The sequence below is a fragment of the Tardiphaga sp. vice304 genome, from assembly GCF_007018905.1.
GTDB lineage: Bacteria > Pseudomonadota > Alphaproteobacteria > Rhizobiales > Xanthobacteraceae > Tardiphaga.
In genome coordinates this window covers 2,519,085-2,543,015 of record NZ_CP041402.1, presented here as the reverse complement: position 1 = coordinate 2,543,015, position 23,931 = coordinate 2,519,085, and the positions used below count along the sequence as shown (strand labels likewise).

General features: G+C 64.0%; 23 protein-coding genes. 16 read left to right on the top strand and 7 right to left on the bottom strand.

What is annotated here, in order from left to right; translation table 11 throughout:
- Window positions 1-9 precede the first annotated feature (9 nt).
- Window positions 10-1,140 (bottom strand): helix-turn-helix domain-containing protein, encoded by a 1,131-nt coding sequence (locus tag FNL56_RS11960; protein WP_143582012.1) that lies wholly within the window; start codon window positions 1,138-1,140, stop codon window positions 10-12.
- 86 nt (window positions 1,141-1,226) lie between these two features.
- On the opposite strand from FNL56_RS11960, the gene FNL56_RS11955 reads away from it, so the two are divergent.
- Both FNL56_RS11955 and FNL56_RS11950 read left to right on the top strand, forming a co-directional pair.
- Complete coding sequence (locus FNL56_RS11955) at window positions 1,227-2,123, top strand: helix-turn-helix domain-containing protein (RefSeq protein ID WP_143582011.1); 897 nt, start codon at window positions 1,227-1,229, stop codon at window positions 2,121-2,123.
- An 89-nt stretch (window positions 2,124-2,212) separates the two neighbouring features.
- Entirely contained in the window at window positions 2,213-2,992 is a 780-nt protein-coding gene (locus tag FNL56_RS11950; protein ID WP_143572952.1) for a class II aldolase/adducin family protein, read from the top strand.
- A 216-nt stretch (window positions 2,993-3,208) separates the two neighbouring features.
- On the opposite strand, the gene FNL56_RS11945 is transcribed toward FNL56_RS11950, so the two are convergent.
- The 4 genes from FNL56_RS11945 to FNL56_RS11930 form a co-directional block, all read right to left on the bottom strand.
- The gene (locus tag FNL56_RS11945) at window positions 3,209-4,612 is read right to left on the bottom strand and encodes a M20/M25/M40 family metallo-hydrolase (protein ID WP_143577842.1); all 1,404 of its coding nucleotides are present in this window, start codon (window positions 4,610-4,612) and stop codon (window positions 3,209-3,211) included.
- Window positions 4,613-4,792: 180 nt separating this feature from the next.
- Entirely contained in the window at window positions 4,793-6,082 is a 1,290-nt protein-coding gene (locus tag FNL56_RS11940) for a glycosyltransferase family 87 protein (RefSeq protein ID WP_143578584.1), read from the bottom strand.
- A gap of 252 nt (window positions 6,083-6,334) precedes the next feature.
- Complete coding sequence (locus FNL56_RS11935) at window positions 6,335-7,795, bottom strand: ArnT family glycosyltransferase (protein ID WP_143572949.1); 1,461 nt, start codon at window positions 7,793-7,795, stop codon at window positions 6,335-6,337.
- 151 nt (window positions 7,796-7,946) lie between these two features.
- Window positions 7,947-9,572, bottom strand: coding sequence for a helicase HerA-like domain-containing protein (locus FNL56_RS11930; RefSeq protein ID WP_143572947.1), 1,626 nt, complete (start codon window positions 9,570-9,572; stop codon window positions 7,947-7,949).
- 277 nt (window positions 9,573-9,849) lie between these two features.
- Here FNL56_RS11930 and FNL56_RS11925 point away from each other — a divergent pair, with 277 nt between their 5' ends.
- The 14 genes from FNL56_RS11925 to FNL56_RS11860 all read left to right on the top strand — a co-directional run bounded on the left by FNL56_RS11925 (window position 9,850) and on the right by FNL56_RS11860 (window position 21,571).
- Complete coding sequence (locus FNL56_RS11925; RefSeq protein ID WP_168203072.1) at window positions 9,850-10,215, top strand: DUF2267 domain-containing protein; 366 nt, start codon at window positions 9,850-9,852, stop codon at window positions 10,213-10,215.
- An 85-nt stretch (window positions 10,216-10,300) separates the two neighbouring features.
- Window positions 10,301-10,708, top strand: coding sequence for a DUF4332 domain-containing protein (locus FNL56_RS11920; RefSeq protein ID WP_143572943.1), 408 nt, complete (start codon window positions 10,301-10,303; stop codon window positions 10,706-10,708).
- Between the two features lie 179 nt (window positions 10,709-10,887).
- Window positions 10,888-11,730: a dihydropteroate synthase gene (gene folP, locus FNL56_RS11915; RefSeq protein ID WP_143572941.1), complete on the top strand. Its 843-nt coding sequence runs from the start codon at window positions 10,888-10,890 to the stop codon at window positions 11,728-11,730.
- Window positions 11,727-12,092 (top strand): dihydroneopterin aldolase, encoded by a 366-nt coding sequence (gene folB, locus FNL56_RS11910; protein ID WP_143572940.1) that lies wholly within the window; start codon window positions 11,727-11,729, stop codon window positions 12,090-12,092. The genes folP and folB overlap by 4 nt, the downstream gene beginning before the upstream one ends.
- Window position 12,093: 1 nt before the next feature.
- Window positions 12,094-12,585 (top strand): 2-amino-4-hydroxy-6-hydroxymethyldihydropteridine diphosphokinase, encoded by a 492-nt coding sequence (gene folK / locus FNL56_RS11905; RefSeq protein WP_143572939.1) that lies wholly within the window; start codon window positions 12,094-12,096, stop codon window positions 12,583-12,585.
- Window positions 12,586-12,852: 267 nt separating this feature from the next.
- A complete protein-coding gene (locus FNL56_RS11900) occupies window positions 12,853-14,718 on the top strand; it encodes a methylmalonyl-CoA mutase family protein (protein WP_143572937.1) in 1,866 nt (621 codons plus the stop codon).
- 8 nt (window positions 14,719-14,726) lie between these two features.
- Window positions 14,727-15,188, top strand: coding sequence for a GFA family protein (locus tag FNL56_RS11895; protein ID WP_143572936.1), 462 nt, complete (start codon window positions 14,727-14,729; stop codon window positions 15,186-15,188).
- 123 nt (window positions 15,189-15,311) lie between these two features.
- Complete coding sequence (gene scpA, locus FNL56_RS11890) at window positions 15,312-17,468, top strand: methylmalonyl-CoA mutase (protein ID WP_143572934.1); 2,157 nt, start codon at window positions 15,312-15,314, stop codon at window positions 17,466-17,468.
- Window positions 17,469-17,472: 4 nt separating this feature from the next.
- Window positions 17,473-17,748, top strand: a complete 276-nt coding sequence (locus FNL56_RS11885) for a type II toxin-antitoxin system Phd/YefM family antitoxin (protein WP_143572932.1) — start codon at window positions 17,473-17,475, stop codon at window positions 17,746-17,748.
- A complete protein-coding gene (locus FNL56_RS11880; RefSeq protein ID WP_143572930.1) occupies window positions 17,745-18,152 on the top strand; it encodes a type II toxin-antitoxin system VapC family toxin in 408 nt (135 codons plus the stop codon). The genes FNL56_RS11885 and FNL56_RS11880 overlap by 4 nt, the downstream gene beginning before the upstream one ends.
- Entirely contained in the window at window positions 18,153-19,142 is a 990-nt protein-coding gene (gene meaB, locus FNL56_RS11875; protein WP_143572928.1) for a methylmalonyl Co-A mutase-associated GTPase MeaB, read from the top strand.
- 1 nt (window position 19,143) lies between these two features.
- Window positions 19,144-19,788 (top strand): pyroglutamyl-peptidase I family protein, encoded by a 645-nt coding sequence (locus FNL56_RS11870; protein WP_143572926.1) that lies wholly within the window; start codon window positions 19,144-19,146, stop codon window positions 19,786-19,788.
- 174 nt (window positions 19,789-19,962) lie between these two features.
- Window positions 19,963-21,210 carry a multidrug effflux MFS transporter gene (locus tag FNL56_RS11865; RefSeq protein WP_168202909.1) on the top strand — a complete coding sequence of 416 codons (1,248 nt, stop codon included), beginning with the start codon at window positions 19,963-19,965 and terminating at the stop codon, window positions 21,208-21,210.
- A gap of 97 nt (window positions 21,211-21,307) precedes the next feature.
- Window positions 21,308-21,571 carry a hypothetical protein gene (locus FNL56_RS11860; RefSeq protein ID WP_143582010.1) on the top strand — a complete coding sequence of 88 codons (264 nt, stop codon included), beginning with the start codon at window positions 21,308-21,310 and terminating at the stop codon, window positions 21,569-21,571.
- Window positions 21,572-21,678: 107 nt separating this feature from the next.
- Here the strand turns inward: FNL56_RS11860 and FNL56_RS11855 are convergent, their stop codons facing one another.
- A complete protein-coding gene (locus FNL56_RS11855; RefSeq protein WP_143572924.1) occupies window positions 21,679-22,734 on the bottom strand; it encodes an NAD(P)-dependent alcohol dehydrogenase in 1,056 nt (351 codons plus the stop codon).
- A 122-nt stretch (window positions 22,735-22,856) separates the two neighbouring features.
- Window positions 22,857-23,891, bottom strand: a complete 1,035-nt coding sequence (locus FNL56_RS11850; protein WP_143572922.1) for a zinc-dependent alcohol dehydrogenase — start codon at window positions 23,889-23,891, stop codon at window positions 22,857-22,859.
- Between the last annotated feature and the right edge of the window lie 40 nt (window positions 23,892-23,931).

Sequence of the window (23,931 nt, the reverse complement as noted above, 5' to 3'; positions counted from 1 at the left end):
ATGGTTGCCCTATGTTTCGATTGGATGGATATTGCCCCAACCGTCAACCTCGGCGGCCGGAAGTATGAACTCGCGAACACTCGCGAGGTGGTTTCGGAAGTGAGTGAATTTCCCAGTTCTAAATTGGAGCTGCCCCGCTACTAATCCGGGGTGAACCTTAAGTACCTTGGCAAAGCCGATCAGGTCTCGCTCAGTAAAATACGGGGCTTTCCGCGCTATGAATGCGTCCATGTCCCTTTTTGGAACACAAAATTCACGCGCTTGATCATTGGCAATCCGTTCCTGCTCTTCCAGGTCGTGGTCGGGCGTCCGCCCCACATCGACGTCGATTATTGGCTTCATCAGTCCGTCCCGCCGCCGGACATGCTCAAGCTCATGTCGGAGAACAAAGAGAAAATTATCAATGCGGTCGAAGCGAAGCGACATGCCAATAACCGGCGTCGAGTCATTCAGCCAAAAGCAAACGCCGTCGATCTTGCCTCCCGGTAAACCCTCCACAATAACGAACCGAATACCGGCCTCAGCAAGGATCCTCGGCACTCGCTCCATATGTTCTGGATGGCTTCGAAGCGTCGCAATTTTCGATATGGCGTCCTCAAGCTTTTGTGGTGAATACGAGCCGATTAGCATCTCGCTCGCTATAGTCTTCACTCGGTGCAGCCATGCCAGTTGAGCAGGAGTGGCATTTCCGCCAACGTCGGTTTTCTTTGCCGCGAACGAAAATGCCGAAGCATCTTCGATGCGGTTTACTTTGAAGAAACGACAAAGCGCCGACTGAACCATCTCCGGGTCTCGGGCGTCCTCTACATCAACCCAACCTCGGCCGATCATTTCAGCGATAGGAAGATTGCCGTATATGCGGGCGCGCAATGCGCGCTTTGGGTCCGGCCTCAATTCGAGCTTGGCTTTAGCGAGGTCGTACTGGCTTTGCAGGGCGACAAACTTCTCTGCTGGAACGCCAAATACATCCTCAAGTGCGAGAGCCATTGCCGCATCAACCGGCCGCTTATCCCCGGCCATTTTACTGACAATCGGGTCACTCACGCCGAGCACCATCGCCAAGACGCGGTTCGACCAACCGCGCTCTTTCAAAAGCTCGGTAATGAGTTGGCCGGGTGTTCTGGCGGCAATTTCGGTCATGTTGTTTCCGTTATAGCGAGTTTGCGCAAAAAGGCAAACTTACCTTTATGCTTGACTAAATGCATTAAAAGGTTAGTTTGAAATGCATGAACAAGCTCGACTCAGCCGAACGCGCTCGCATCCTCCACCTTCTATGCGAGGGCAATAGTATCCGCGCAATTACCCGACTGACCGGCGTGAGCAAAATCACCGTCTCAAAGCTGCTTATCGACGCGGGCAAGGCTTGCATGGCATTCCACGATGCTAACGTGCGGCAGGTCGAGGCAAAGCGCATTCAGGTCGATGAAATTTGGTCGTTCACCTACGCCAAGCAAAAGAATGTGGCGAAGGCGAAGGCTGCCCCGGCTCAGGCTGGCGACACATGGACGTGGACAGCGTTGGATGCCGACTCCAAAATGATCGTTTCCTATTTCGTCGGCGGACGGGATGGTGAGTGCGCCATGTGGTTTATGGACGACCTTCGTTCGCGCCTTGCCAATCGGGTTCAACTTACCTCGGACGGTCACAGGGCTTATCTGGAAGCCGTTGAAGGGGCTTTCGGCGGGGATGTCGATTACGCTCAGCTTGTGAAGATTTACGGCTCGTCACCAGAAAGCGCGAGGGGCCGGTACAGCCCCGCCGAATGCACAGGTGCCCGTAAAGAGCGCGTCGAAGGTTCGCCCGATCCTGCGCATATTTCGACGTCGTATGTGGAGCGGAGCAATCTCACGATCCGCATGCACATGCGCCGCTTTACGCGATTGACAAACGGCTTCAGCAAAAAGGTTGAGAATCACGCCTACGCGGTCGCACTTCACATGATGTACTACAATTTTGTCCGTACGCATTCGAAGCTGCGCATGTCGCCTGCAATGGCTGCTGGCGTGTCGGACCGGCTTTGGGAAGTTTCTGATATCGTGGCGCTGGTTGTGGCTCAGGAGGCCGAGAAGGTTACTAAGGTTCGAGGCCCTTATAAAAAACGCGGCGCGGAAATTTCAAACTGACCCACTACCCGCAAATACCGTGGCTTGCTGGCGCTCCGGCCCGAGCCTAGGCTCTAAGTCTGTAACCATAAAAACCCGGGAGAAATTATATGTCGCCAGCCGAAGCGCGCCTCAAGGAAGTGCCATCCGACATGACCGAGGCCGAATGGGCCCAGCGCGTCAACCTCGCCGCCGCCTACCGGCTGGTGGCCTATTACGGCTGGGACGACCTCGTCGATACCCACATTTCGGCCCGCGTCCCCGGCCCCGAACATCACTTCCTGATCAACCCCTACGGGCTGATGTTCGACGAGATCACCGCCTCCAGCCTGGTCAAGATCGACCTGCATGGCAACCAGCTTTCGGAGAGCGAGTACAGCATCAACCCGGCCGGCTTCACCATCCATTCGGCGATCCACGAGGTCCGCGAGGACGCCGGCTGCGTGATGCATCTGCATACGCCGGACGGCACCGCGGTCGCCTCCTGCCTGGAAGGCCTGCAGCCGCTGAACCAGACCGCGCAGCTCGTCACGCATGACCTCGCCTATCACGACTATGAGGGCATCGCGCTCGACCATGACGAGCGCCCGCGGCTGCAGAAGGACTTGGGCACCAAGAACTTCATGCTGCTGCGCAATCACGGCACGCTGACGGTCGGCCGCTCGGTGGCCTCGGCCTTCGAGCGCATGTTCCATCTGGAACGCGCCTGCACCATGCAGGTCCGCACCCGAATGCTCGGCCCCGTCGCCTATCCGGTCGATCAAGCGGTGATCGACAAGAATACGACCGTCGTCTCCAACCCCGACCGTGCCGAGTTGCGCTCCACCCGCCTGGTCTGGCCGCCGCTGCTGCGCAAGCTCGACCGGCTCGACCCCTCTTACAAGAACTGAGTTTCGTGCTAGATTGAGTCCACAAGACCTCTGCACTGAATCAAAACGCCGTCCAATTCCGGACGGCGTTTTTTTGTGTCTCCCTGTCATTCCGGGGCGCGAGCGCATCAGCGCGAGCGAACCCGGAATCTGGAGATGACGGCGCGCTGAACACTCCGGGATCCCGGGTTCGCTCGGGCTACGCCCTCTCGCCCCGGGATGACAAACGTTCGTTTGTCACTTCTTCCCCTCGGCCAGCGCCGCCAAAATCCGCACCCAGGAGCGGATGCCCTTGTGGAAGCTCTTCAGGTCGTATTTCTCGTTCGGCGAATGGATGTTGTCGTCATCCAGCCCGAAACCGATCAGAACGGTGTCGAGCCCGAGCGTGCGCTTGAAATCCGCGACGATCGGGATCGAGGCGCCGGAGCCGATCAACAGCGCCTCCTTGCCCCATTCGTCGGTCAGCGCGGCCCGCGCCAAAGCCAGCGGCTTCATGTTCCAGTCGAGCGCAATCGCCGGCGCATTGGAATGATCGAGGAATTCGGCGGTGCAGTCGGCCGGCAGCCGTGCCGTCACGAAGGCGCGGAAAGCGTCGCGAATCTTCATCGGGTCCTGCCCGGCGACGATGCGGAACGAGACTTTTGCCGAGGCATGCGACGCGATCACCGTCTTGGAGCCCTCGCCGGTGTAGCCGCCGAAAATGCCGTTGATGTCGCAGCTCGGCCGCGACGTGATCTGTTCGATCAGCTCGCGGTTCTTTTCGCCGGCGGGCAGCGACAGACCGATCGGGCCGAGGAAGGATTCCGCGGTGAGACCCAGGCTCTTCCACTGCGAAAGAATGTCCGCCGGCAGATCCTGCACGCCGTCATAAAAGCCGGGAATGGCGATGCGGCCGTTGTCGTCATGCAGCGCGCCCAGGATCTTGGTCAGCACGCGGATCGGATTCTGCGCGCCGCCGCCATAGATGCCGGAATGCAGGTCGCGGTTGGCGGCGGTGATCTTGACCTCCTCATAGACCAGGCCGCGCAGCGATGTCGTGATCGCCGGCGTGTTCGGATCCCACATGCCGGTGTCGCAGACCAGCGCGAAGTCGGCGGCAAGATCTTGCTTGTGCTGTTCGAGAAACGGCACGAAATTCTTCGAGCCGACCTCCTCCTCGCCTTCGATGCAGATGGTGAGGTCGATCGGCAGTGAGCCGGTGACGTTGACGAAAGCACGGCACGCCTCGACGAAGGTCGAGAGCTGGCCCTTGTCGTCCTGCGCGCCGCGCGCCACGATGATGTCGCGGCCGTCGGCATGCTTGGTCACCACCGGCTCGAACGGCGGGCGGTGCCACAATTCCAGCGGATCGACCGGCTGCACGTCGTAGTGCCCGTAGAACAGCACATGCGGCCGCTTGCCGGTGTTGCCGCGGGCCTTGGCGACAATCGCCGGATGGCCCGCGGTCGGGCGCACCTCGGTATCAAAACCGAGCGTCGCGATATCCGCAGCGAGATGGTCAGCCGCCTTTTTGCAGTCGGCGGCAAACGCCGGATCGGCCGAAATCGACTTGATCCGCAGCAGCGCAAACAGCCGCTCCAGGCTGGCATCGAAATCGGCATCGACGCGATCGAGAACGGTCTGCAAAGATGATGTGGTCATACGCATTCCTTAGAGGTTGATCAGGTGGAGCGCACCGGCCGAGCGCTCCCTCTCCCCGTTGGGGAGAGGGCTGGGGTGAGGGGGCACCGGCCCATCGAGCGCGCGCCGCCCCCTCACCCGCCCGGCTTCGCCGGTCGACCTCTCCCCAACGGGGAGAGGTGAAGAAGATCATCGTCCCGGTCAGGGTACAAGGCGTTCCGACGTCTGCGGCGCGTGATGCATATGCCAGATCAGACCGCCCGCCAGCAGCGCGGTCGCCAGCAGATTATTGCCCCAGGCCTGCCAGAATGCAGGAAACACCGGCAGCGACAGCACCATCAAGGCCATCGACACACCGATCAACGTCCAGGTGCCCGTACGCACCGCGGGCCGATCATCGAACGCCGCGCGATGCATCAACACGGTGAGCGGCAGGAACAGCCACATGAAGTAATATTGCCGCGCCAGCGGCGAGGCCACCGTCATCAGGCAGAACAGGATGCCGAGCTCTTCGGCGGTCGAGCGCTCCGTCATCCTGCGATAGGCGGGAATCGCCCAGATGAAGCCGAGCCCGGTCAGCCCGGACACCGCGATCACGATCCAGTTCGCCGTCTTGTAGGGCACGTCGATGACGTTCATGTATTCGGGCGCATGCTGGGGGTCGTCGAGATAGTAATTGATCGGCCGCACCAGACGGTGCGTCATCGCGATCACGGACTGGTTGACCCACGACCAGTTCTGCTCGTCGCGCTGGCCAAAGCCCTTCTCCGAGCTGGAGCCGACCATCGCATTGAACCAGGTCTTGAGCTCGGTGGCGTTGCGCTCGAAGCCGCGCACCGGCGCCGGCATCACATAGAGCAGCGCCAAGGTCGCCACGATCATGCTGGCAGAGGCCGCCCAGTGCCGCCGCCACAGCAGATAGGGCAGCACCGCAATCGGAAACACCTTGATCGCGGTCGCCAGCGCAAACATGCTGCCGCCGAGCCATGGCCGGCCCTTCTGCATCCACCAGAAGCCAAGCAGCATCAAGGCCAGCAGCACCAGATTGGGCTGACCGAGGTCATATTGGTCGAACACGAAGGTGATGGTGGCAATGCCCGGCAGCGCGGCAAGCCACGGCGTCGGGATTTTTTTCGAGCCGGTCATCGCATTGCTGAGCTGGCTGGTGATGGCCCACGCCGCCGAGTTCAGCACGCATAGCGTGAGATAGAACGGAATCTTGCCGAACCAGGTCGGCAGCGCCAGCAACACCGCCGGCGGCGGCGGATAGATGAAGTCGAGCGTGCCGCGGGTCTGACGAGCATAGAGGTCTCCGCCCTGCAGCACCTGCTGGCCGGCCCAATACCACAACGAATAATCCTTGGTCTTGCCGTGGCTGAAAATCTCCGGGACCAGCACATCGGCGGTCAACAGCAGGCAGCAGAACAGGAACAGCACGTCGAGCGGCTGCCGCAACGATGGCCATCGCAATACCGGCGTCGCGCCGTTCATCTCAGTCACTTCACCGTTCCCCGGTCATCATTGGTGGCGCCGGGTTAGCAGACAACACGGGCGCTGCAAACCGAGCGATGTCGTCCCGGCAAGCGAGCCCCAGCGAGCGCAAGCCGGGACCCATAGCCGCTGTCGACTCGAGGCGCTGGGGCGACGTCCCGGGTTGGCTTCAACCTCGGAGTCTATGGGTCCCGGCTCGGCGCTCGCTCTGCTCGCTGGGCCGGGACGACATGTGGAGAAGCTGCGCCTCCATCAATTCGGCAGAATCTCCACCACCCGCGCGTCGCTCTTGTCGCGCGGGACCGCGAGCGGCACGAGGCGCCGCGTCGGAGCGATTGCGGCCAGCGTCGCGATATCGGCCGGCGTCAACATGGCCAGTGCCGGAACCGGCAATTGTGCGATCGCCGCCAGCGGCAGCACCCGTACCGGCGCGGCGACGCTGGCCAGAATGTTGACGTTGGAAGCGCTGCTGCTGACATAGAGCGGGCCCGGCCGCAGCGCGCGTACCGCCTCGATCTGAAGTGCTGCGATCCTGGTCTGCCGGAACGCATCGGGGAACAGCGGCATCGCCACCCAGCCGAGCAGCACCAGATAACAGGAGATCGCGATCACCACGGTGTTGCCGGCGCCGATCAGCCACGGCCGACTCGACCACCAGCGATCGAACAGCACGCCGCCGAGCACCGCGAGCGCCAGATTGGCCGGCATCGCATAGCGCGTCGCCACGCCGCCCGGCCACGCGACCAGCACCATCGTGCCGACGCCGGCATACATCAGCGCGGCGAACAACAATCCGTTGTCGCGCAGATCGTCCCGGCGCCACAGCGCGACGATCGCAGGTCCCAGCAACAGCGAGCCCGGCAGCCATTCGACGAACAGGCTGGCAATGAAATCCAGATGGTCGCGCAGCCAGTGCGACGCGTCCATGCCGTCGGCGAGGCGGGAATGGCTGCGCCAATGCGCGACGTCGCCGGGCTGCAGCACCGCGACATACCAGGCGCCGACGATCATCGCACCCACCGCATTGGCGAGAATGAATCCAGGCAGGTCGCGCCAGCGCTGCTTCAGCAACAGATAGACGCCGACGCCGAGCGTGAAATAGGCGATCGGCTGCGGCCCCTTGACCAGCCCGGCGGCGCCGAGCAGTAAGCCTGCCGCGACCCAGCGCGACAGCGCGACGTGGCCGTGCTGCTCGCCCTTCCACCACACCACGAAGGCGCCGAACAGCAGCACCGATAGTGTCACGTCGGGCTCGGCGGTGATGAACTTCTGCCCGACCATGGAACAGGCAAACCAGCACAGCGCGCCGAATACTGCGGGCGGCGTTCGCGTCAGCGGCCGCACCAGATGGAACACCATCAGTCCGCCGGCGAGCAGGAACATCAGATGCGGCAGCCGCGCGCTCCACACGCCGACGCCGCCGAACAGCGACCCCAAACCGGCCGCGATCCACGACAGCAGAACCGGGCGCTCGACAAAGCGCACGCCATAGAGATGCGGCGCCAGCCAGTGGCCGTCCTCGACCGCGCCGCGCGCCAGGCCGATGACGGTGCCCTCTTCGTAATGCACGCCGCGCAGCCCCACTGCGGGATACGCGAACACCGCCCACAGCAGCACGACCCACAGCCAACCTGGCACCTCTGCGGCGCGCAGCCGCGCGACCTGCACGAGAAACCAGGCATGGGAACGATCGGTGATGGCTGAAGAGGTCATCGAGTCGGTTGGTCCATAGGTCACCAAGGGCAGCGCGCAGAGCCGTAGCCCGGATGCCAATCCGGGGCCAGCCCATCCATCAAAGCTGCCGGCCCCGGATTGCGTCACCGCCCGCGCCAGGCGCGTGCGCCAACTTCATCCGGGCTACGAACTAGCGCTTCATGATTCCGCCGAGCGTGCCGCGGACGATTTCGCGGCCGATCGAACTGCCGAGCGAGCCGCCCACCGATTTGCCCAGGCTCGCCACGATGCCGCCGACCACCTTGTTGGTGACCGAGCGCGTCACGCTGCGCGCGATCACCTGTCCGGTCGACAGCCGGCCGCGCCGGCCCGCGCCGGTGCCGAAGATCGCGCCGACAATCCCGCCGAGCTGGCCGAGAAATCCGCCACCGTCGGGTGCGCTGCCATCCGCCGGCGCCGCGGTGCCGGCGATGCGCCGCTGCAGCATCTCGGAGGCCGAATCGCGATCGACCATGGTGTCGTATTTGCCCTTCATCGGACTGCCATTGATGATCGCCGCGCGCTCAGGCGATGTCAGCGGCCCGATCCGCGCGGTCGGCGGCCGCACCATCACGCGCTCGACCATCGCCGGCGTGCCGTTGCCCTCGAGGAACGAGACCAGCGCCTCGCCCTTGCCAAGCTCGGTGATGACCTTCGCGGTATCCAGCTTCGGATTGGCGCGAAAGGTTTGCGCCGCGGCGGCGACCGCCTTCTGGTCGCGCGGCGTGAAGGCGCGCAGCGCGTGCTGCACGCGGTTGCCGAGCTGCGCCAGCACCTTGTCCGGCACGTCGATCGGGTTCTGCGTCACGAAATAGACGCCGACGCCCTTGGAGCGGATCAGGCGAACGACCTGCTCGATCTTGTCCATCAGGGCCTTCGGCGCGTCGTTGAACAACAGGTGCGCCTCGTCGAAGAAAAACACCAGCTTCGGCTTCGGCGGATCGCCGGCCTCGGGCAGTTGCTCGAACAGTTCCGACAGCATCCACAGCAGGAACGTCGCATACAGCTTCGGGCTCTGCATCAGCCTGTCGGCGACCAGGATGTTGACCATGCCGCGGCCGTCGCGGTCGGTGCGCATGAAGTCCTTGATGTCGAGCGCGGGCTCGCCGAAGAACATCGTGCCGCCCTGGTTCTCCAGCACCAGCAACTGGCGCTGGATGGTGCCGACAGTCTGTTTGGTGACATTGCCGAATTTCTGCGCTGCAGCGCGGATCACGGCCATCTCTTCGGTGTCGCCGGCCTCGTCGAGCGCCTTCTTGGTGGCTGGCACGATCGCGTCCAGGACCGCGCGCAGATCTTTCATGTCGAGCAACGGCAGGCCGTTGTCGTCGGCCACGCGAAAAGCAACGTTGAGCACGCCTTCCTGCACGTCGTTGAGATCGAGCATGCGCGACAGCAGCAGCGGTCCCATTTCCGAGACGGTGGCGCGTACCGGATGGCCCTGTTCGCCGAACACGTCCCAAAACACCGTCGAGAACTGGTCGGGCTGGAAGGTCAGCGCCATTTCCCTGGCGCGCGCCAGAATGAAGTCCTTGGCTTCGCCGACTTCGGCAATGCCCGACAGGTCGCCCTTGATGTCGGCGGCGAACACCGGCACGCCGGCGCGGGCAAAGCCCTCCGCCATCACCTGTAGAGATACGGTCTTGCCCGTTCCCGTCGCGCCAGTGACAAGACCATGGCGATTGGCGAGGCCAAGCGTCAGCCATGCCGGTTCCTCGCTTTTGCCGATAAAGATTTTGTCGTCGGTGTCGCCGGACTTGATCTCGGTCATCGCCATCCATGGGCCTCTGTCGCACATTGGAAAAAATTGTATGCCGTATTCATTGAACCTTACTTCATTCCAGCGGCTGATGAAACGCCGGGCGAACGCTGCTCGCATCTGCAGCGAATTGACCAAAATTTCACGTTTGCGCTTGCATTGATGCAACACACACCGCGCGATGAGTCTGAATCGACTGTCGTGTGGCTTCAGCGTCCTTGTAATTCAAAAAACACGGGCACAAGATAAATTCACAAATGGGGCCGGCACTCCACCGGCAGAGGCGGGGCGTTACATGGATGAGTTGATCGCACAGCTGACCGCCAAGGTCGGCATCGAGAAGGATGTTGCGGAAAAAACCGTCGGGATCATTCTTGGCTTTTTGCGCAAGGACGGACCGGCCGAGCCGGTCGATGAACTGGTCAAGAGCATCCCCGGCGCCGAAGAAGCAATTGCAGCAAACAGCAGCGGCGGCGGTCTCTCGAGCCTGATGGGCGGCGGACTGATGGCGCTTGGCTCCCGTCTGATGGGCCTCGGCCTCGGCATGGGAGAAATCCAGAGCGTGGCGCGCGAATTATTCAAATTTGGCCGCGCCAAGATCGGCTCCGATGCTATGGACAAGATCATCGCCGGCACGCCGGGTCTAAGCCAGTTCGCCTGAGCCAGTTCGCCTGACCGTCAGTTACGTCGGCCTTTTCTGCGATGACACGTCCTGCATGCGCCAAGCACCTTACCGTTCGAGTATCATGACATATCCCATCTCCAAGATCGACGGTCTGACGGCCTTTGCCGCGACCAGGCTTAAGAAAGCCGGCATCCGCACCATGGAAAGCCTGCTGGAAGCCGCCCATACCGCCAAGGGCCGCAAGGAGCTCTCCGCCAAGACCGGATTCAGCGAACAGCAATTGCTGGAATGGGCCAACCTCGCCGATTACCTGCGGATTCCCGGCATGGGCAAGGCCAAGGCCGAGCTGCTGCGCGCCTCCGGCGTCAACACGGTGCGCGAATTGATCCACCGCAACCCGGCCCGCCTTGCGCAGGCGATGAAAGACGCCAACGACAAGCGCAAGCTGGTGCAGATGATGCCGTCGGAAAAATCCGTCGGGCAGTTGATCGAGAAGGCGCGGCAATTGCCGCTGAAGATCACGTATTGATGTGAGCGGTAGGGTGGGCAAAGCGCCGGCACGCGCAGCCTGGCGGCGCGTGCCCGCCGCCACGCAAATGGTGGGCACGGCGCAAGGGCGCCTTTGCCCACCCTACGCGCATAACGCTCTCGCGCCCCGGAATGACAGTCAATCTTGACTCCCCTCCCCCCGTCGCGCAAAGCCAGCGCATGAGCGCTGGCCCTGCACATCCCATCTCCTGCCATCCGGTGCTGACGGCGATGTTTGCCCGGCCCTATCCCGCCGTGATGGGCATCCTCAATGTCACGCCGGATTCATTCTCCGATGGCGGCCAGTTCGACGCGCCGGAGCGCGCGCTGGCGCAGGCGCGCCGCATGATAGCGGAAGGCGCCGACATTCTCGACATTGGCGCGGAATCGACGAGGCCCTATGGCTCCCGGCCCATCAGCGCCGACGAAGAGTGGCTGCGGCTTGCGCCGGTACTGGCCGACGTCGTGGCGCTCGGCACGCCGGTATCGATCGACAGCATGAAGGCCGCCGTCGTCGCCAAGGCGCTCGCCACCGGCGCAGCCATCGCCAATGACGTCTGGGGCCTGCAGCGCGATCCCGACATGGCGCGCGTGGTCGCCGAACACGACGTCCCGGTCGTGGTCATGCACAACCGTGACGACGTCGATGGCGGGATCGATATTGTCGATGACATCAAGCGTTTCTTCGACCGCACGCTCGCCATCGCCGCGAAGGCCGGCATCGCACGGCAAAATCTCGTGCTCGATCCCGGCATCGGTTTCGGCAAGACGCCGCAGCAGAGCATGATCGCGCTGGCGCGCCTGCGCGAGCTCGAAAGCTTCGGCCTGCCGGTCCTGGTCGGTGCCAGCAGAAAGAAATTCATCTCGACCGTCGTGCCGTCCGAGCCGCAGCAGCGGCTCGGCGGCTCGATCGCCGCGCATCTGCTGTCGGCACAGCGCGGCGCCACCATCATTCGCGCGCACGACGTCGCCGAAACCGTCCAGGCGCTGCGCGTCGCAGCCTGCATCGAGGAACAGACATGAGCGATACGATCTTCATCACGGGCGTCTCGGTGCATGCCCATCACGGCGTGATGGACCACGAATCCCATGTCGGCCAGCGTTTCGTGATCGATCTCGAACTGACGGCCGACATCGCCGCCGCCTCGCGCAGCGACCGCCTCAGCGATACCGTGTCCTACGCCAACGTCGTGGCGACCGCGACCTCGGCCTTCAAGGACGCCAATTACAAGCTGCTGGAGCGCGCCGCAGGGGCGGTGGCCGAAGCGATACTGGCGGCGTTTCCGAAGATCAGCACAGTCAAGGTCACCGTGCACAAGCCGCACGCGCCGATCGCTGCGATCTTCGACGATGTCGGCGTCATTCTCATCCGCTCGAGGTCCTGACATGGCCAGTGTCCTGATTGCACTCGGCGGCAATATCGGCGACGTCCGCGACACCTTTCGCCGCGCGATCTCCAATATCTGCGGCATGACCCAGGCGGCGCTGATTGCGCGCTCGTCGGACTACGCGACGGCTCCGGTCGGCGGCGTGCCGCAGGACGATTATGTGAATGCCGTGATCGAGATCGAGACCGAACTCGATCCGCATGCTTTGCTGTTCACCCTGCACCGCATCGAGCAGAAGTTCGGCCGCAACCGCGTCGCCGAGACCCGCTGGGGCCCGCGCGGCCTCGACCTCGACATGATCGCCTATGATGACGTGGTGATTGCCAAGCCGGAACTCACTCTGCCTCACCCCCGCGCCACCGAACGCGCCTTCGTGCTGGTGCCGCTGGCCGAGATCGCACCGGACCGCGAAATCGCCGGTATGACCGTCGCCGACTGGCTGAAGCAGGTCCGCACCAACGACATCCGCAAGCTGCCGGGACTGAATTAAGCGCGGGCCTCTCCACGTCGTCCCGGCGAACGCCGGGACCCGTAGCCTCCGGCCCGCCAACAGAAACGCCACAGGTCCCGAGTGCCTTCGCAAACTCGGCGGGTATGGGTCCCGGCGTTCGCCGGGACGACAAGTGGATAGGCCATACCGCCACATGACATGTCCGCGCGCAGCGCGGCAGCCATCCCCCACCCCCATTGGCTTCGCCGCCCCGACGTGGCATTTTCGGGTCAATAACGAAGCAATGCCCGGGAGTGACGTGTTTTCATGCCGACTGCGATGGACGATCTTGTACTGGCTGCGGATTTTGCGCCGGCGACCTCCGACGACTGGCGCAGGCTGGTCGATGGCGTGCTGAAGGGCGCGCCGTTCGAAAGACTGGTCAGCAAGACCTATGACGGCATCAAGATCCAGCCGCTCTACCCCCGCGCCACAGACGCCGCCCCGATCGCCGCGCGCGCCGCAGGCGCGCCGTGGCAGATCATGCAGCGCATCGACCATCCCGACGCCGCGCGGGCCAACGCGCAGGCGCTGCACGACCTCGAAAACGGCGCCACCGGCCTTGCGCTGATCTTCGCCGGCGCCAACGGCGCGCGCGGCTTCGGCCTGGAAGCCACGCCCGAGACGATCGAGAAGCTGCTCGACGGCATCTTCCTCGACGCCGGCATCGCGATCGAGTTGCACGCCGGCCCGCAATCGCGGATGGCCGCGATCCATCTGGCGGATTACATCAAGGCGAAGGGCATCGATCCCGCCAAATGCGAGATCCGCTTCGGCTATGATCCGATCGGCGCCACCGCGGTATGGGGCCAGAGCGCCTATAATTGGTGGGAGATGGCGCCCGCCGTCACCGAGGCGATCAAGAAACTGTCGGCCTCCGGCTTCAACGGCCCGTTCGCGGTCGCCGATGGCCGCATCATTCACGACGCCGGCGGCTCCGAAGTGCAGGAGCTGGCCTGGGTACTGGCCGTGATGGTGTCCTATCTGCGCGCGCTGGAAGACGCCAACATCCCGGTCGAGACCGCGCGCTCGATGATCTATGCGCGGCTCTCCGCCGACGCCGACCAGTTTCTCACGCTGGCGAAATTCCGCGCGCTGCGGCTGCTGTGGGCGCGCGTCGAGGAAAGCTGTGGCCTCGCGCCGAAGCCGCTGTTCATCGCCGCCGAGACGGCGTGGCGGATGCTGACCCAGCGCGACCCTTACGTGAACCTGCTGCGCGCCACGGTGGCGACCTTCTCCGCCGGGCTCGGCGGCGCCAATTCGGTCTGCCTGCTGCCGCATACGCTGGCGCTCGGCCTGCCCGACGCGTTTGCACGAAGGGCTGCGCGGAATACCCAGCTCGTGCTGCTGGAAGAGTCCAACCTCGCAAAAGTCTCCGATCCCGCGGCCGGCGCCGGCGGCATCGAACAACTGACGCAGGAATTGTGCGCCAATGCCTGGGCGCTGTTTCAGGACATCGAAAAGGCCGGCGGCGCGTTCTATGCGCTCGGCAACAATTTGCTGCAGCCGAAGGTATCCGCGACCCGCAAGGCGCGGCAGGCCAGCATCGCGAAACGTCGCGAGGTGCTGACCGGAGCCTCCGAATTCCCCAATCTGCACGAGCCCCGCGCCAGCGTGCTGAAGGTCAAGCCGGTGCCGGCGAAGCCCTACGGCCGCGACAAGATCAAGTTCAACGCGGTGGAGCCGATCCGGCTGGCCGTGCCGTTCGAGGCGCTGCGCGACAAGTCGGATCACATTCTCGCCCGCAAGGGCGCGCGGCCAAAAATGTTCCTAGCCAATTTGGGCACGCCGGCCGATTTCACCGCCCGCGCAGGCTTTGCCAAGAGCTTCTTCGAGACCGGCGGCATCGAGGCCGTCGATAATGAGGGCTTCACCGATCCCGGCGCGCTCGCCGAGGCCTTCAAGGCGTCGGGTGCGGCGCTGGCCTGCCTGTGCTCGTCCGACAAGCTCTATCCCGATCACGCCGTCGCGACCGCCCGGGCGCTCAAGACCGCGGGCGCCAAGCACATCTATCTCGCCGGCAAGCCCGGCGAACTGGAGCCCGCCCTGCGCGAGGCCGGCGTGGCGGATTTCATCTTTGCAGGCGGCGATGCGCTGGCGCTGCTGGTGGCCGCCTACGGCCGGATGGAGTGAGCATGGGAATGGCGGCGAGCAAACCCGTTCTGACCGGCGGCTGCCAGTGCGGCGCGATCCGCTTTGCGCTGTCGGCCGCGCCGACCCGCGTCAGCCTGTGCCATTGCCGGATGTGCCAGAAAGCTACCGGCGCGCCATTCGCATCATTCGCCGACATTCCGAACGCCAACTTTGCCTGGACCCGCGGCACGCCGTCGTCGTTCAAGTCCTCGTCGATCGCCGAGCGCGATTTCTGTGCCGCCTGCGGCACGCCGCTGAGCTATCGCAAGATCGATGGCGACAACATCGAGATCATGACCGGCGCCTTCGACCGGCCCGACCGCATGGTCCCGACGCTGCAATTCGGCACGGAGTCGCGGCTCGGCTGGATCGGCAATATTGCCCATTTGCCGAGCAAGACCACGATGCAGAACTACGGACCCGTGCAGCTGGCGCAGGTGTTCAGCTATCAGCAGCCGGATCATGATTGATGACGACAGATACACGCAGCCGTCATTGCGAGGAGCCCTTGCGACGAAGCAATCCAGCCTTTCTGCGTGGCTTACTGGATTGCTTCGCTGCGCTCGCAATGACAAACACTAAGGCTGGATGACATGAGCAAGATCCCCGTTTTCGCCGACATTCCGTTCCAGACTGCAGCCGGCGCGCAAGGCATCGCGGCGGGGGAGCCGTGGCTCACCCCCGAGGGCATCCTCGTGAAGCCCGGCTACTCCGAAGCCGATCTCGACGGCATCGATTTCCTCGACACCTATCCCGGCATCGCGCCGTTCCTGCGCGGGCCGTATCCGACCATGTACGTCAACCAGCCCTGGACGATCCGGCAATATGCCGGCTTCTCCACCGCCGAGGATTCCAACGCCTTCTATCGCCGCAATCTCGCGGCCGGCCAGAAGGGCCTGTCGGTCGCCTTCGACCTCGCCACCCATCGCGGCTATGACTCGGACCATCCGCGGGTGTCCGGCGACGTCGGCATGGCCGGCGTCGCGATCGACTCCATCTACGACATGCGGACGCTGTTCTCCGGCATCCCGCTCGACCAGATGAGCGTATCGATGACCATGAACGGCGCGGTGCTGCCGATCCTGGCGCTGTATGTCGCGGCGGCCGAGGAGCAAGGCGTGCCGCCGGAAAAACTCACCGGAACGATTCAGAACGACATTCTGAAAGAGTTCATGGTGCGCAACACCTACATCTATCCGCCGACGCCCTCGATGCGCATCATCTCGGACATCTTCGCCTACACCTCGCAGAAGATGCCGAAGTACAATTCGATCTCGATCTCCGGCTATCACATGCAGGAAGCCGGCGCCACGCAGGACCTCGAGCTCGCCTACACGTTGGCCGACGGCGTCGAATATCTGCGCGCGGGTCTGGCGGCGGGCATCGACGTCGATCGTTTCGCGCCCCGGCTGTCGTTCTTCTGGGCGGTCGGCATGAACTTCTTCATGGAGGTCGCCAAGCTGCGCGCCGCGCGGCTATTGTGGGCCAAGCTGTTGACCCAGTTCAATCCGAAGGACCCGAAGTCGCTCTCGCTGCGCACGCATTGCCAGACGTCGGGCTGGTCGCTGACCGCGCAGGACGTCTACAACAACGTGATGCGTACCACGATCGAAGCGATGGCCGCGACGCAGGGCCACACCCAGTCGCTGCACACCAATGCGCTCGACGAAGCCCTCGCTCTGCCGACCGACTTCTCCGCACGCATCGCCCGCAACACGCAGCTTTTCCTGCAGCAGGAAAGCGGCACCAACCGCATCATCGATCCCTGGGGCGGCTCGTATTATGTCGAGCGGCTGACGCAGGAGCTCGCCGCCAAGGCCTGGGGCCACATCCAGGAGGTGGAGGCGCTGGGCGGCATGGCCAAGGCGATCGAGGCCGGCGTGCCGAAGCTGCGCATCGAGGAAGCATCGGCCAAGACCCAGGCGCGGATCGATGCAGGCCGCCAGGCGGTGATCGGCGTCAACAAGTACAAGCCGGTCGATGAAGCGCCATTGGACGTGCTCAAGGTGGAGAATTCCACCGTGCGCCGGCTGCAGATCGACAAGCTCAAGCGGCTGAAGCAGGAGCGCAGCCAGGCCGACGTCGATGCAGCACTTGCCGCGATCACCCGTAGCGCGCAGGACGGCAACGGCAATCTGCTGGCGCTGGCGATCGACGCGGCGCGCGCCAAGGCCACCGTCGGCGAAATCAGCGACGCCATGGAAAAAGTGTTCGGCCGCCACCGCGCCGAAATCAAATCCATCACCGGCGTCTACAAGCGCGAGGCTTCCACGATGTCGGACCGGGTCGAGAAGGTGCAGGCGCTGATCGATGCCTTCGAGGACGCCGAAGGCCGCCGCCCGCGCATTCTCGTCGCCAAGATCGGCCAGGACGGCCACGACCGCGGCCAGAAGGTGATCGCCTCGGCCTTCGCCGACATCGGCTTCGACGTCGACATCGGGCCGTTGTTCGCCACCGCCGACGAGGCTGCGCGCCAGGCCGTCGAGAACGACGTCCACATCCTCGGCCTGTCCTCGCTCGCCGCCGCGCATCTGAGCGCCGTGCCGGAGTTGAAGGCCGCCTTGAAGAAGCAGGGCCGCGACGACATCATGATCATCATCGGCGGCGTCGTCCCGCCGCAGGATTACGAGGAATTGTACAAGGCCGGCGCCGAAGCGATCTTCCCGCCCGGCACCGTGATCGCGGATGCAGCGGAGGAGCTGATCCACAAGCTCAATGCAAGGTTGGGGCATAGCGAAGCAGCGGAGTGATCCGATGAAACATGTGACAGTCACGGAAGCCGAAGCGCAGCTCGACAAGCTCGTTGCCGAGGTCGAGCAGACCGGCGACGAGGTCGTCATCACCCGCGACGGCGCGCCGGTAGCCCGGCTGGTTCGGGAGGAAGCGCATTCCCAGAGCGACGTACTGACCGCCGAGCAGATCGAGCGGCGCCGGCAGGCCGGACTCAATCTGCGAGAAATTGGCAAGCGGCTGAATGTCGGCGCGACACAGGAAGAGATCAAATCCTGGATTGAGGAAGGCCGACGTTGATTGTTGTCGATGCGTCCTTTGTCATCGCGCATGTGCTCGGCGAGGATGTCGCCGTGGAGCAAGCCAATCTCATCGAGACATTGCGGCAGGAACGACTCATCGCGCCCGCCCATTGGCCTGCCGAAATCAGCAATGCATTGGTCACAAATGTGCGCCGCAAGCGAATTTCACTTCAAGACGTCGGCCTGATCCTGGATGAATTGGCGACCTACACTATCGAGATCCAACCAGCTTTTGCCGGCGATGCCGCGAGACTGGTCGCTATCTCCAGCGAGCAAAACCTCACGGCTTACGACGCGGCCTATGTGATCCTGGCGATGGACTTGAAAGCGTCCATCGCTACATTGGATAAAGCCATGCGACAGGCAGCGCTCCGTCTCAAACTCAACGTGTTACCGGTCTAGATGGCAATTCCCTCCCCCCTCGATATCCCCGCTTTCGCCGCGTCCGTCCGCGCCGGCTCGCGGGCCGCGCTGGCGCGTGCGATCACGCTGGTAGAGAGCCGCCGCGCCGACCATCAGGCCGCGGCGCGCGAACTGGTGCAAACGCTGCTTCCCGACACTGGCCGCGCCATTCGCGTCGGCATCACCGGCTCGCCCGGCGTCGGCAAGTCGACCACCATCGACGGGCTCGGCATGTATCTGATCCGGCAGGGCCACAAGGTCGCGGTGCTGGCGGTCGATCCCTCCTCCGCGCGCACCGGCGGCTCGATCCTCGGCGACAAGACGCGGATGGCGATGCTCTCGGCGGAAGACAACGCCTTCATCCGGCCGTCGCCGTCGTCGGGCACGCTCGGCGGCGTCGCGGCGAAGACGCGCGAGGCGATGCTGTTGTGCGAGGCCGCCGGCTTTGACGTCGTGCTGGTGGAGACCGTCGGCATCGGCCAGTCGGAGACCGCGGTGTGCGACATGACCGACTTCTTTCTCGCACTCATGCTGCCCGGCGGCGGCGACGAGTTGCAGGGCATCAAGAAGGGCCTGATCGAGCTCGCCGACATGATCGCCATCAACAAGGCCGACGGCGACAATCTCAAGCGCGCCAATATCACCGCCGGCGACTATCGCGGCGCGCTGCATATCCTGACGCCGCGCAGCGAGCACTGGCATCCGCCGGTGGTGACTTATTCGGCGCTGGCCAATACCGGCATCGAAGACCTCTGGCAGAAGATCCTCGAACATCGCACGGCGATGAATGCGTCCGGCGACTTCGCGAGGCGACGGCGCGAGCAGCAGGTGAAATGGATGTGGACGATGCTGGAGCAGCGCCTGATGGCGAGGCTGCGTGCCGATCCGGCGCTGCGAGGCAAGGTCAAGGCGATCGAACGCGAGGTCGCCGACGCGAGCCTCACGCCCGCGGTCGCCGCCGAGCAGATCGCCGCCTTGCTGAAGGAGTGAGATGGCCACGCCCTTGCGCATCCTGATCACCGGCTTCGGCCCGTTTCCCGGCGCGCGGTTCAATCCGACGCCTGCGCTGGTAACGCGGCTGGCGACCCTGCGCCGTCCGGCGTTCGCCGACATTCTCCGCATCGCGCATGTCTTCCCGGTGAGCTACGGCGCCGTTGATCGCGAATTGCCGCGGCTCCTGGCACAGCACCGTCCCGATGCGCTGCTGATGTTCGGCCTGGCGGCGCGCACGCCGTTCATCCGGGTCGAGACCCGCGCGCGCAACGACGTCACGCTGCTGTGGCCCGATGCCGAACACACGCGCGTCCGGCAATCCGCGATCGTGCCGGGCGCGGGACCCCAGCCCTTCGGCCCGCATACACACGCGCTGCTGCGCGCGGGTCTGCGCAGCGGTTTGGATATCCGGCCCTCCCGCGATGCCGGCCGCTATCTCTGCAATTACCTCTCCTGGCGCGGCATCGAGGCGACGCAGGCGCCATGCGGCCCGGCACTGGCTGCCTTCATCCATGTACCGCTGCTGGCCCGCGATCCCCGCCCGCGCCGGTTGACGATGCCGCAATTGCTGGAGGCCGGCGAGGCGCTGCTGCGGGAAACCGTGCGGCTGACCCGGGTTTCCCGCCGCAAGACTCAGCCATAGCGCCTTGATGCGCCGGATTGCTTCAAAATCCGTCCTCTCCTCGATGGGAAAGGTGACAGAGCACCGCTGTTGCCTGGTTCCCCAATCCGCATTTGCGAAGCTGCCATGCCCAAAAACGCTTGTGCAACGCAGCATCCCCACGATAACTGCCGTCTCCTGTGAGGATTCCGCGACGTGACTGACATCAATGCCGACGCCTGGGTGTCTTCGACGCATCGACCGATGCGATTCCCGGAATTCGTCCTGGTGATCGCCTCGATCATGGCGCTCAACCCGCTGGCCATGGACATCATGCTGCCGTCGCTGCCGGACATCGGCGCGGCCTTCCGGATTTCCGACGCCAATCGGTTGCAGACCGTGCTGTCGACCTTCCTGCTCGGTTTCGGCCTCGGCCAGTTCATCATCGGCCCGCTGTCCGACCGCTTCGGTCGCCGCCCGGTGCTGCTGCTCGGGATGTCCATGTATTGCGCGGCCAGCGTTTTGGCGATCCTGGCGCCGTCGTTCGAGACGCTGCTGCTGGCGCGCGCGCTGCAGGGGCTGGGAACCTCGGCCACCCGCGTCATCGCCACCTCCGTGGTGCGCGACTGCTATGCCGGCCGCCGCATGGCCAGCGTGATGTCGCTGGTGATGATGGTGTTCATCGCCGTGCCGGTCGTGGCGCCGGCGATCGGCCAGACCATCATGCTGCTGGCGCAGTGGCGCGGCATCTTCATCGTGCTGATGGTGTACGGCTTTGCGGCGCTGATCTGGTGCGCGCTGCGGCTGCCGGAAACGCTGCCGGTGTCGGAACGCCGCTCGCTGGCGCTCGGTGACGTGCTCTCCGCCTATCGCCAGACCATCACCAACCGGCAGACGCTGGGCTATGCGCTGGCCGCCGGCGGCGTGATCGGAACGCTGTTTGCCTTCGTGTTCACCGCGCAACAGGTGTTCACCGAGATCTTCCATCTCGGCCATTACTTCCCGCTGGCCTTTGCCGCCATCGCAGTCGGCGTGGCCATTGCCGGCTTCATGAATTCGCGATTCGTAGGCTCGCTCGGCATGCGCGTGATCTCGCATGGCGCGCTGGTCGGCTACGTCATGGTCGCAGCCGTCATGCTGGCGGCCGTGAGGTTCGACATGATGACGCTGCCTCTGTTCATGGTGCTCTCGGCGCTGATGATGTTCGCCTTCGGCCTGGTGTTTTCCAATTTCACCGCACTGGCGATGGAACCGCAGGGTCACATCGCCGGCACCGCCTCGTCGCTGTATGGCACCATCACCACCCTGCTCGGCATCGGTATCGGCACTATCATCGGCCAGGACTATGACGGCACGCTGATGCCGTTCGCCACCGGGTTCTTCATCTGCACGCTGGCGGCTCTGAGCGTCGTCGCGATCGTGGAGAAGGGCCGTCTGTTCACGCCTCACAAGATGGTGAACTGAGCCTCCACGGGCGCTGGTCCGGCATGTCCTGCGCGACGTGCTCGAAAAGGACCCTCCGCCGTTCTGCAACGTTAACGTCTTTTACCGGAGCGATCCGATGCCCTATGCGCTGTTCAGCGACGATGCGAAATTGAGCAAGTCCTATCCGACCGAAGCCGACGTCTGGAAACTGGCGGCCGACAGCGGTCTGGTGACCGACGTCGAGGCCAAGACTGGCCAACCGACGCCTCGTCGGATGCTCGACAATGATTACGAGATCCGCCCCTGCCAGGCCGAGGCTGACGAATGTCCTGAAAAGAACGAGCGCGACGCCCGCGCCGAAGAGGAATTCCAGCAATTGCTGAAGGGGCGCGCGGCGTAGTTGTTGTCCTTGTCGCAGCAACGCGGCGCGCGGATGCGATACGTCCTGGCTACAAACCAATCGGCAAAACGGCTGCCGTTGCTGGAAAAGCAACGGCAGCTGTTTTGTCAGTGATTGGCCTTCAGCGAGGCCATGTCGATCACGAAGCGGTACTTCACGTCGTTGCGGATCATCCGCTCATAGGCCTCGTTGATGTCCTGGATGGCGATCATCTCGCAATCGGGCAGGACATTGTGCTTGCCGCAGAAGTCGAGCATCTCCTGGGTTTCCTTGATGCCGCCGATCAGCGAACCGGCGATGGTCTTGCGCAGGCCGACCAGGGGCGCCGCGTTGAAGCCGGGCATCGGTTCGATGGCGCCGACCAGCACCAAGTCGCCGTCACGCTTCAACAGCGCCACCAGCGGATCCAGCGGGTGGCCGGACGGCACGGTATCGAGGATGAAGTCGAAATGATTGGCCGACGCCTTCATTGCGGCTTCATCCTTCGACAGCAGGAAGTGGTGGGCACCGAGCCGGCGCGCATCGGCTTCCTTGCCGGGCGAGGTGCTGATCATGGTGACGTCGGCGCCGAAGGCGTGCGCCAGCTTGAGCGCCATGTGGCCGAGACCGCCGAGGCCGACCACGCCGACCTTACTGCCCGGACCAACCTTCCAGTGGCGCAGCGGCGAATAGGTGGTGATGCCAGCGCAGACCAGCGGCGCAACGCGGCTGATGTCTAGGTTGCCGGGCACCCGCAGCACGAAGTGCTCGGTGACGACGACGCTCTCGGAATAGCCGCCCTTGGTGACGGAGCCGTCGACGCGGTCCTTTGAATTGTAGGTCTGGGTCGCGCCGCTCTCGCAGAATTGTTCGAGGTCCTCCTTGCACGACGCGCAGGTCATGCAGCTATCGACGAGGCAGCCGACCGCGACCGTGTCGCCCGGCTTGAAGCTCTTGACGTGGCCGCCGACCTCGAGGACCCGGCCGACGATCTCGTGGCCGGGCACGGTCGGATAGATGGTGTTGTGCCATTCGTTGCGGACGACGTGGAGGTCGCTGTGGCAGATGCCGCAAAATTGGATGTCGATGCGCACATCGTGCGGCCGCAGCTCGCGACGCAAAACGGCCACGGGAGCCAGCGGCTTGTCGAAGGCCGGTGTGCCATAACCCTTAACGGTGATCATCAATGACTGCTTTCATCTGTCTTCAATTCAAATCGCCCGGCCACGGGGCAGAGCGTCGCCGTCCCCGCTGCGATCGCAGCGAGGATGAGAGGTTGCCGGGTTGTCGAAAGCCGGCGGCCGGCTCAGCTTGCGCTGATGTCGAGCACGACGCGGGCCGGCACGTCGCCGGTCTTCAGGCGGTCGAACACCGAGTTGATCGCCGACAGCGGCTGCAGTTCGATGTCCGCCTTGACCTTGCCTTCGGCGCCGAATGCCAAAGCCTCGGCCATGTCACTGCGGGTGCCGACGAAGGAGCCGCGAATGGTGATGCAGTTGGCCACCACGTCGAACAGCGGTACCGGAAACTCGCCGGGCGGCAGCCCGACCAGCACGCAGGTGCCGCGCTTGCGGGCCATGCCGATGCCCTGCTTGAAGGCGCCGAGCGACGGCGCCGTGATCAACACGCCATGCGCGCCGCCGCTGGTGCCCTTGCGCACCGCTTCCACCGCATCCGGAGCTTTGGCGTTGACCACGAGATCGGCGCCGAGCCGCGTGGCATGCGCCAGCTTGCCGTCGTCGATGTCGACGGCGCAGACCTGCAATCCCATCGCCTTGGCGTACTGTATCGCCAGATGCCCGAGGCCGCCGGCGCCGGAGATCGCGATCCATTCGCCGGGCCTGACCTCGGCCTCCTTGATGCCCTTGTAGGTGGTGATGCCGGCGCAGATCAGCGGCGCGGCCTGCTGCGGCTTCAGCCCGTCCGGGATGTGGGCGACATAATTGGGATCGGCAATGATATATTCGGCGAAGCCGCCGTTCTTGGTGTAGCCGCCGAACTCCGCTTCGCCGCACACCGTCTCCCACGCCGCGAGACAGTGTTCGCAATGGCCGCAGGCCGAATATAGCCAGGGCACGCCGACGCGGTCGCCCTCCTTCACGATGGTGACGCCGGCCCCAACGGCGGCCACACGACCGATGCCCTCATGACCGGGAATGAACGGCAGCTTCGGCTTCAGCGGCCAGTCGCCGCTGGCGGCGTGCAGGTCGGTGTGACAGACGCCGCAGGCCTCGGTCTTGACGAGGATCTGGCCGGGACCGGGCGTGGGCACATCCCACTCCCGCAATTGCAGAGGTTTGCCGAATTCTTCAACGACGGCGCATTGCATCTTCAGTGCCATGACGATGTCCTGTTCAAAGAGGAAGCGGAGTGGGCGACGC

Bases quoted from the DNA above. Each gene is read 5' to 3' on its own strand.
- FNL56_RS11960 (WP_143582012.1), bottom strand. From the start codon at position 1,140: ATGACCGAAATTGCCGCCAGAACACCCGGCCAACTCATTACCGAGCTT.
- FNL56_RS11955 (WP_143582011.1), top strand. From the start codon at position 1,227: ATGAACAAGCTCGACTCAGCCGAACGCGCTCGCATCCTCCACCTTCTA.
- FNL56_RS11950 (WP_143572952.1), top strand. From the start codon at position 2,213: ATGTCGCCAGCCGAAGCGCGCCTCAAGGAAGTGCCATCCGACATGACC.
- FNL56_RS11945 (WP_143577842.1), bottom strand. From the start codon at position 4,612: ATGACCACATCATCTTTGCAGACCGTTCTCGATCGCGTCGATGCCGAT.
- FNL56_RS11940 (WP_143578584.1), bottom strand. From the start codon at position 6,082: ATGAACGGCGCGACGCCGGTATTGCGATGGCCATCGTTGCGGCAGCCG.
- FNL56_RS11935 (WP_143572949.1), bottom strand. From the start codon at position 7,795: ATGACCTCTTCAGCCATCACCGATCGTTCCCATGCCTGGTTTCTCGTG.
- FNL56_RS11930 (WP_143572947.1), bottom strand. From the start codon at position 9,572: ATGGCGATGACCGAGATCAAGTCCGGCGACACCGACGACAAAATCTTT.
- FNL56_RS11925 (WP_168203072.1), top strand. From the start codon at position 9,850: ATGGATGAGTTGATCGCACAGCTGACCGCCAAGGTCGGCATCGAGAAG.
- FNL56_RS11920 (WP_143572943.1), top strand. From the start codon at position 10,301: ATGACATATCCCATCTCCAAGATCGACGGTCTGACGGCCTTTGCCGCG.
- folP (WP_143572941.1), top strand. From the start codon at position 10,888: ATGAGCGCTGGCCCTGCACATCCCATCTCCTGCCATCCGGTGCTGACG.
- folB (WP_143572940.1), top strand. From the start codon at position 11,727: ATGAGCGATACGATCTTCATCACGGGCGTCTCGGTGCATGCCCATCAC.
- folK (WP_143572939.1), top strand. From the start codon at position 12,094: ATGGCCAGTGTCCTGATTGCACTCGGCGGCAATATCGGCGACGTCCGC.
- FNL56_RS11900 (WP_143572937.1), top strand. From the start codon at position 12,853: ATGCCGACTGCGATGGACGATCTTGTACTGGCTGCGGATTTTGCGCCG.
- FNL56_RS11895 (WP_143572936.1), top strand. From the start codon at position 14,727: ATGGCGGCGAGCAAACCCGTTCTGACCGGCGGCTGCCAGTGCGGCGCG.
- scpA (WP_143572934.1), top strand. From the start codon at position 15,312: ATGAGCAAGATCCCCGTTTTCGCCGACATTCCGTTCCAGACTGCAGCC.
- FNL56_RS11885 (WP_143572932.1), top strand. From the start codon at position 17,473: ATGAAACATGTGACAGTCACGGAAGCCGAAGCGCAGCTCGACAAGCTC.
- meaB (WP_143572928.1), top strand. From the start codon at position 18,153: ATGGCAATTCCCTCCCCCCTCGATATCCCCGCTTTCGCCGCGTCCGTC.
- FNL56_RS11870 (WP_143572926.1), top strand. From the start codon at position 19,144: ATGGCCACGCCCTTGCGCATCCTGATCACCGGCTTCGGCCCGTTTCCC.
- FNL56_RS11860 (WP_143582010.1), top strand. From the start codon at position 21,308: ATGCCCTATGCGCTGTTCAGCGACGATGCGAAATTGAGCAAGTCCTAT.
- FNL56_RS11855 (WP_143572924.1), bottom strand. From the start codon at position 22,734: ATGATCACCGTTAAGGGTTATGGCACACCGGCCTTCGACAAGCCGCTG.
- FNL56_RS11850 (WP_143572922.1), bottom strand. From the start codon at position 23,891: ATGGCACTGAAGATGCAATGCGCCGTCGTTGAAGAATTCGGCAAACCT.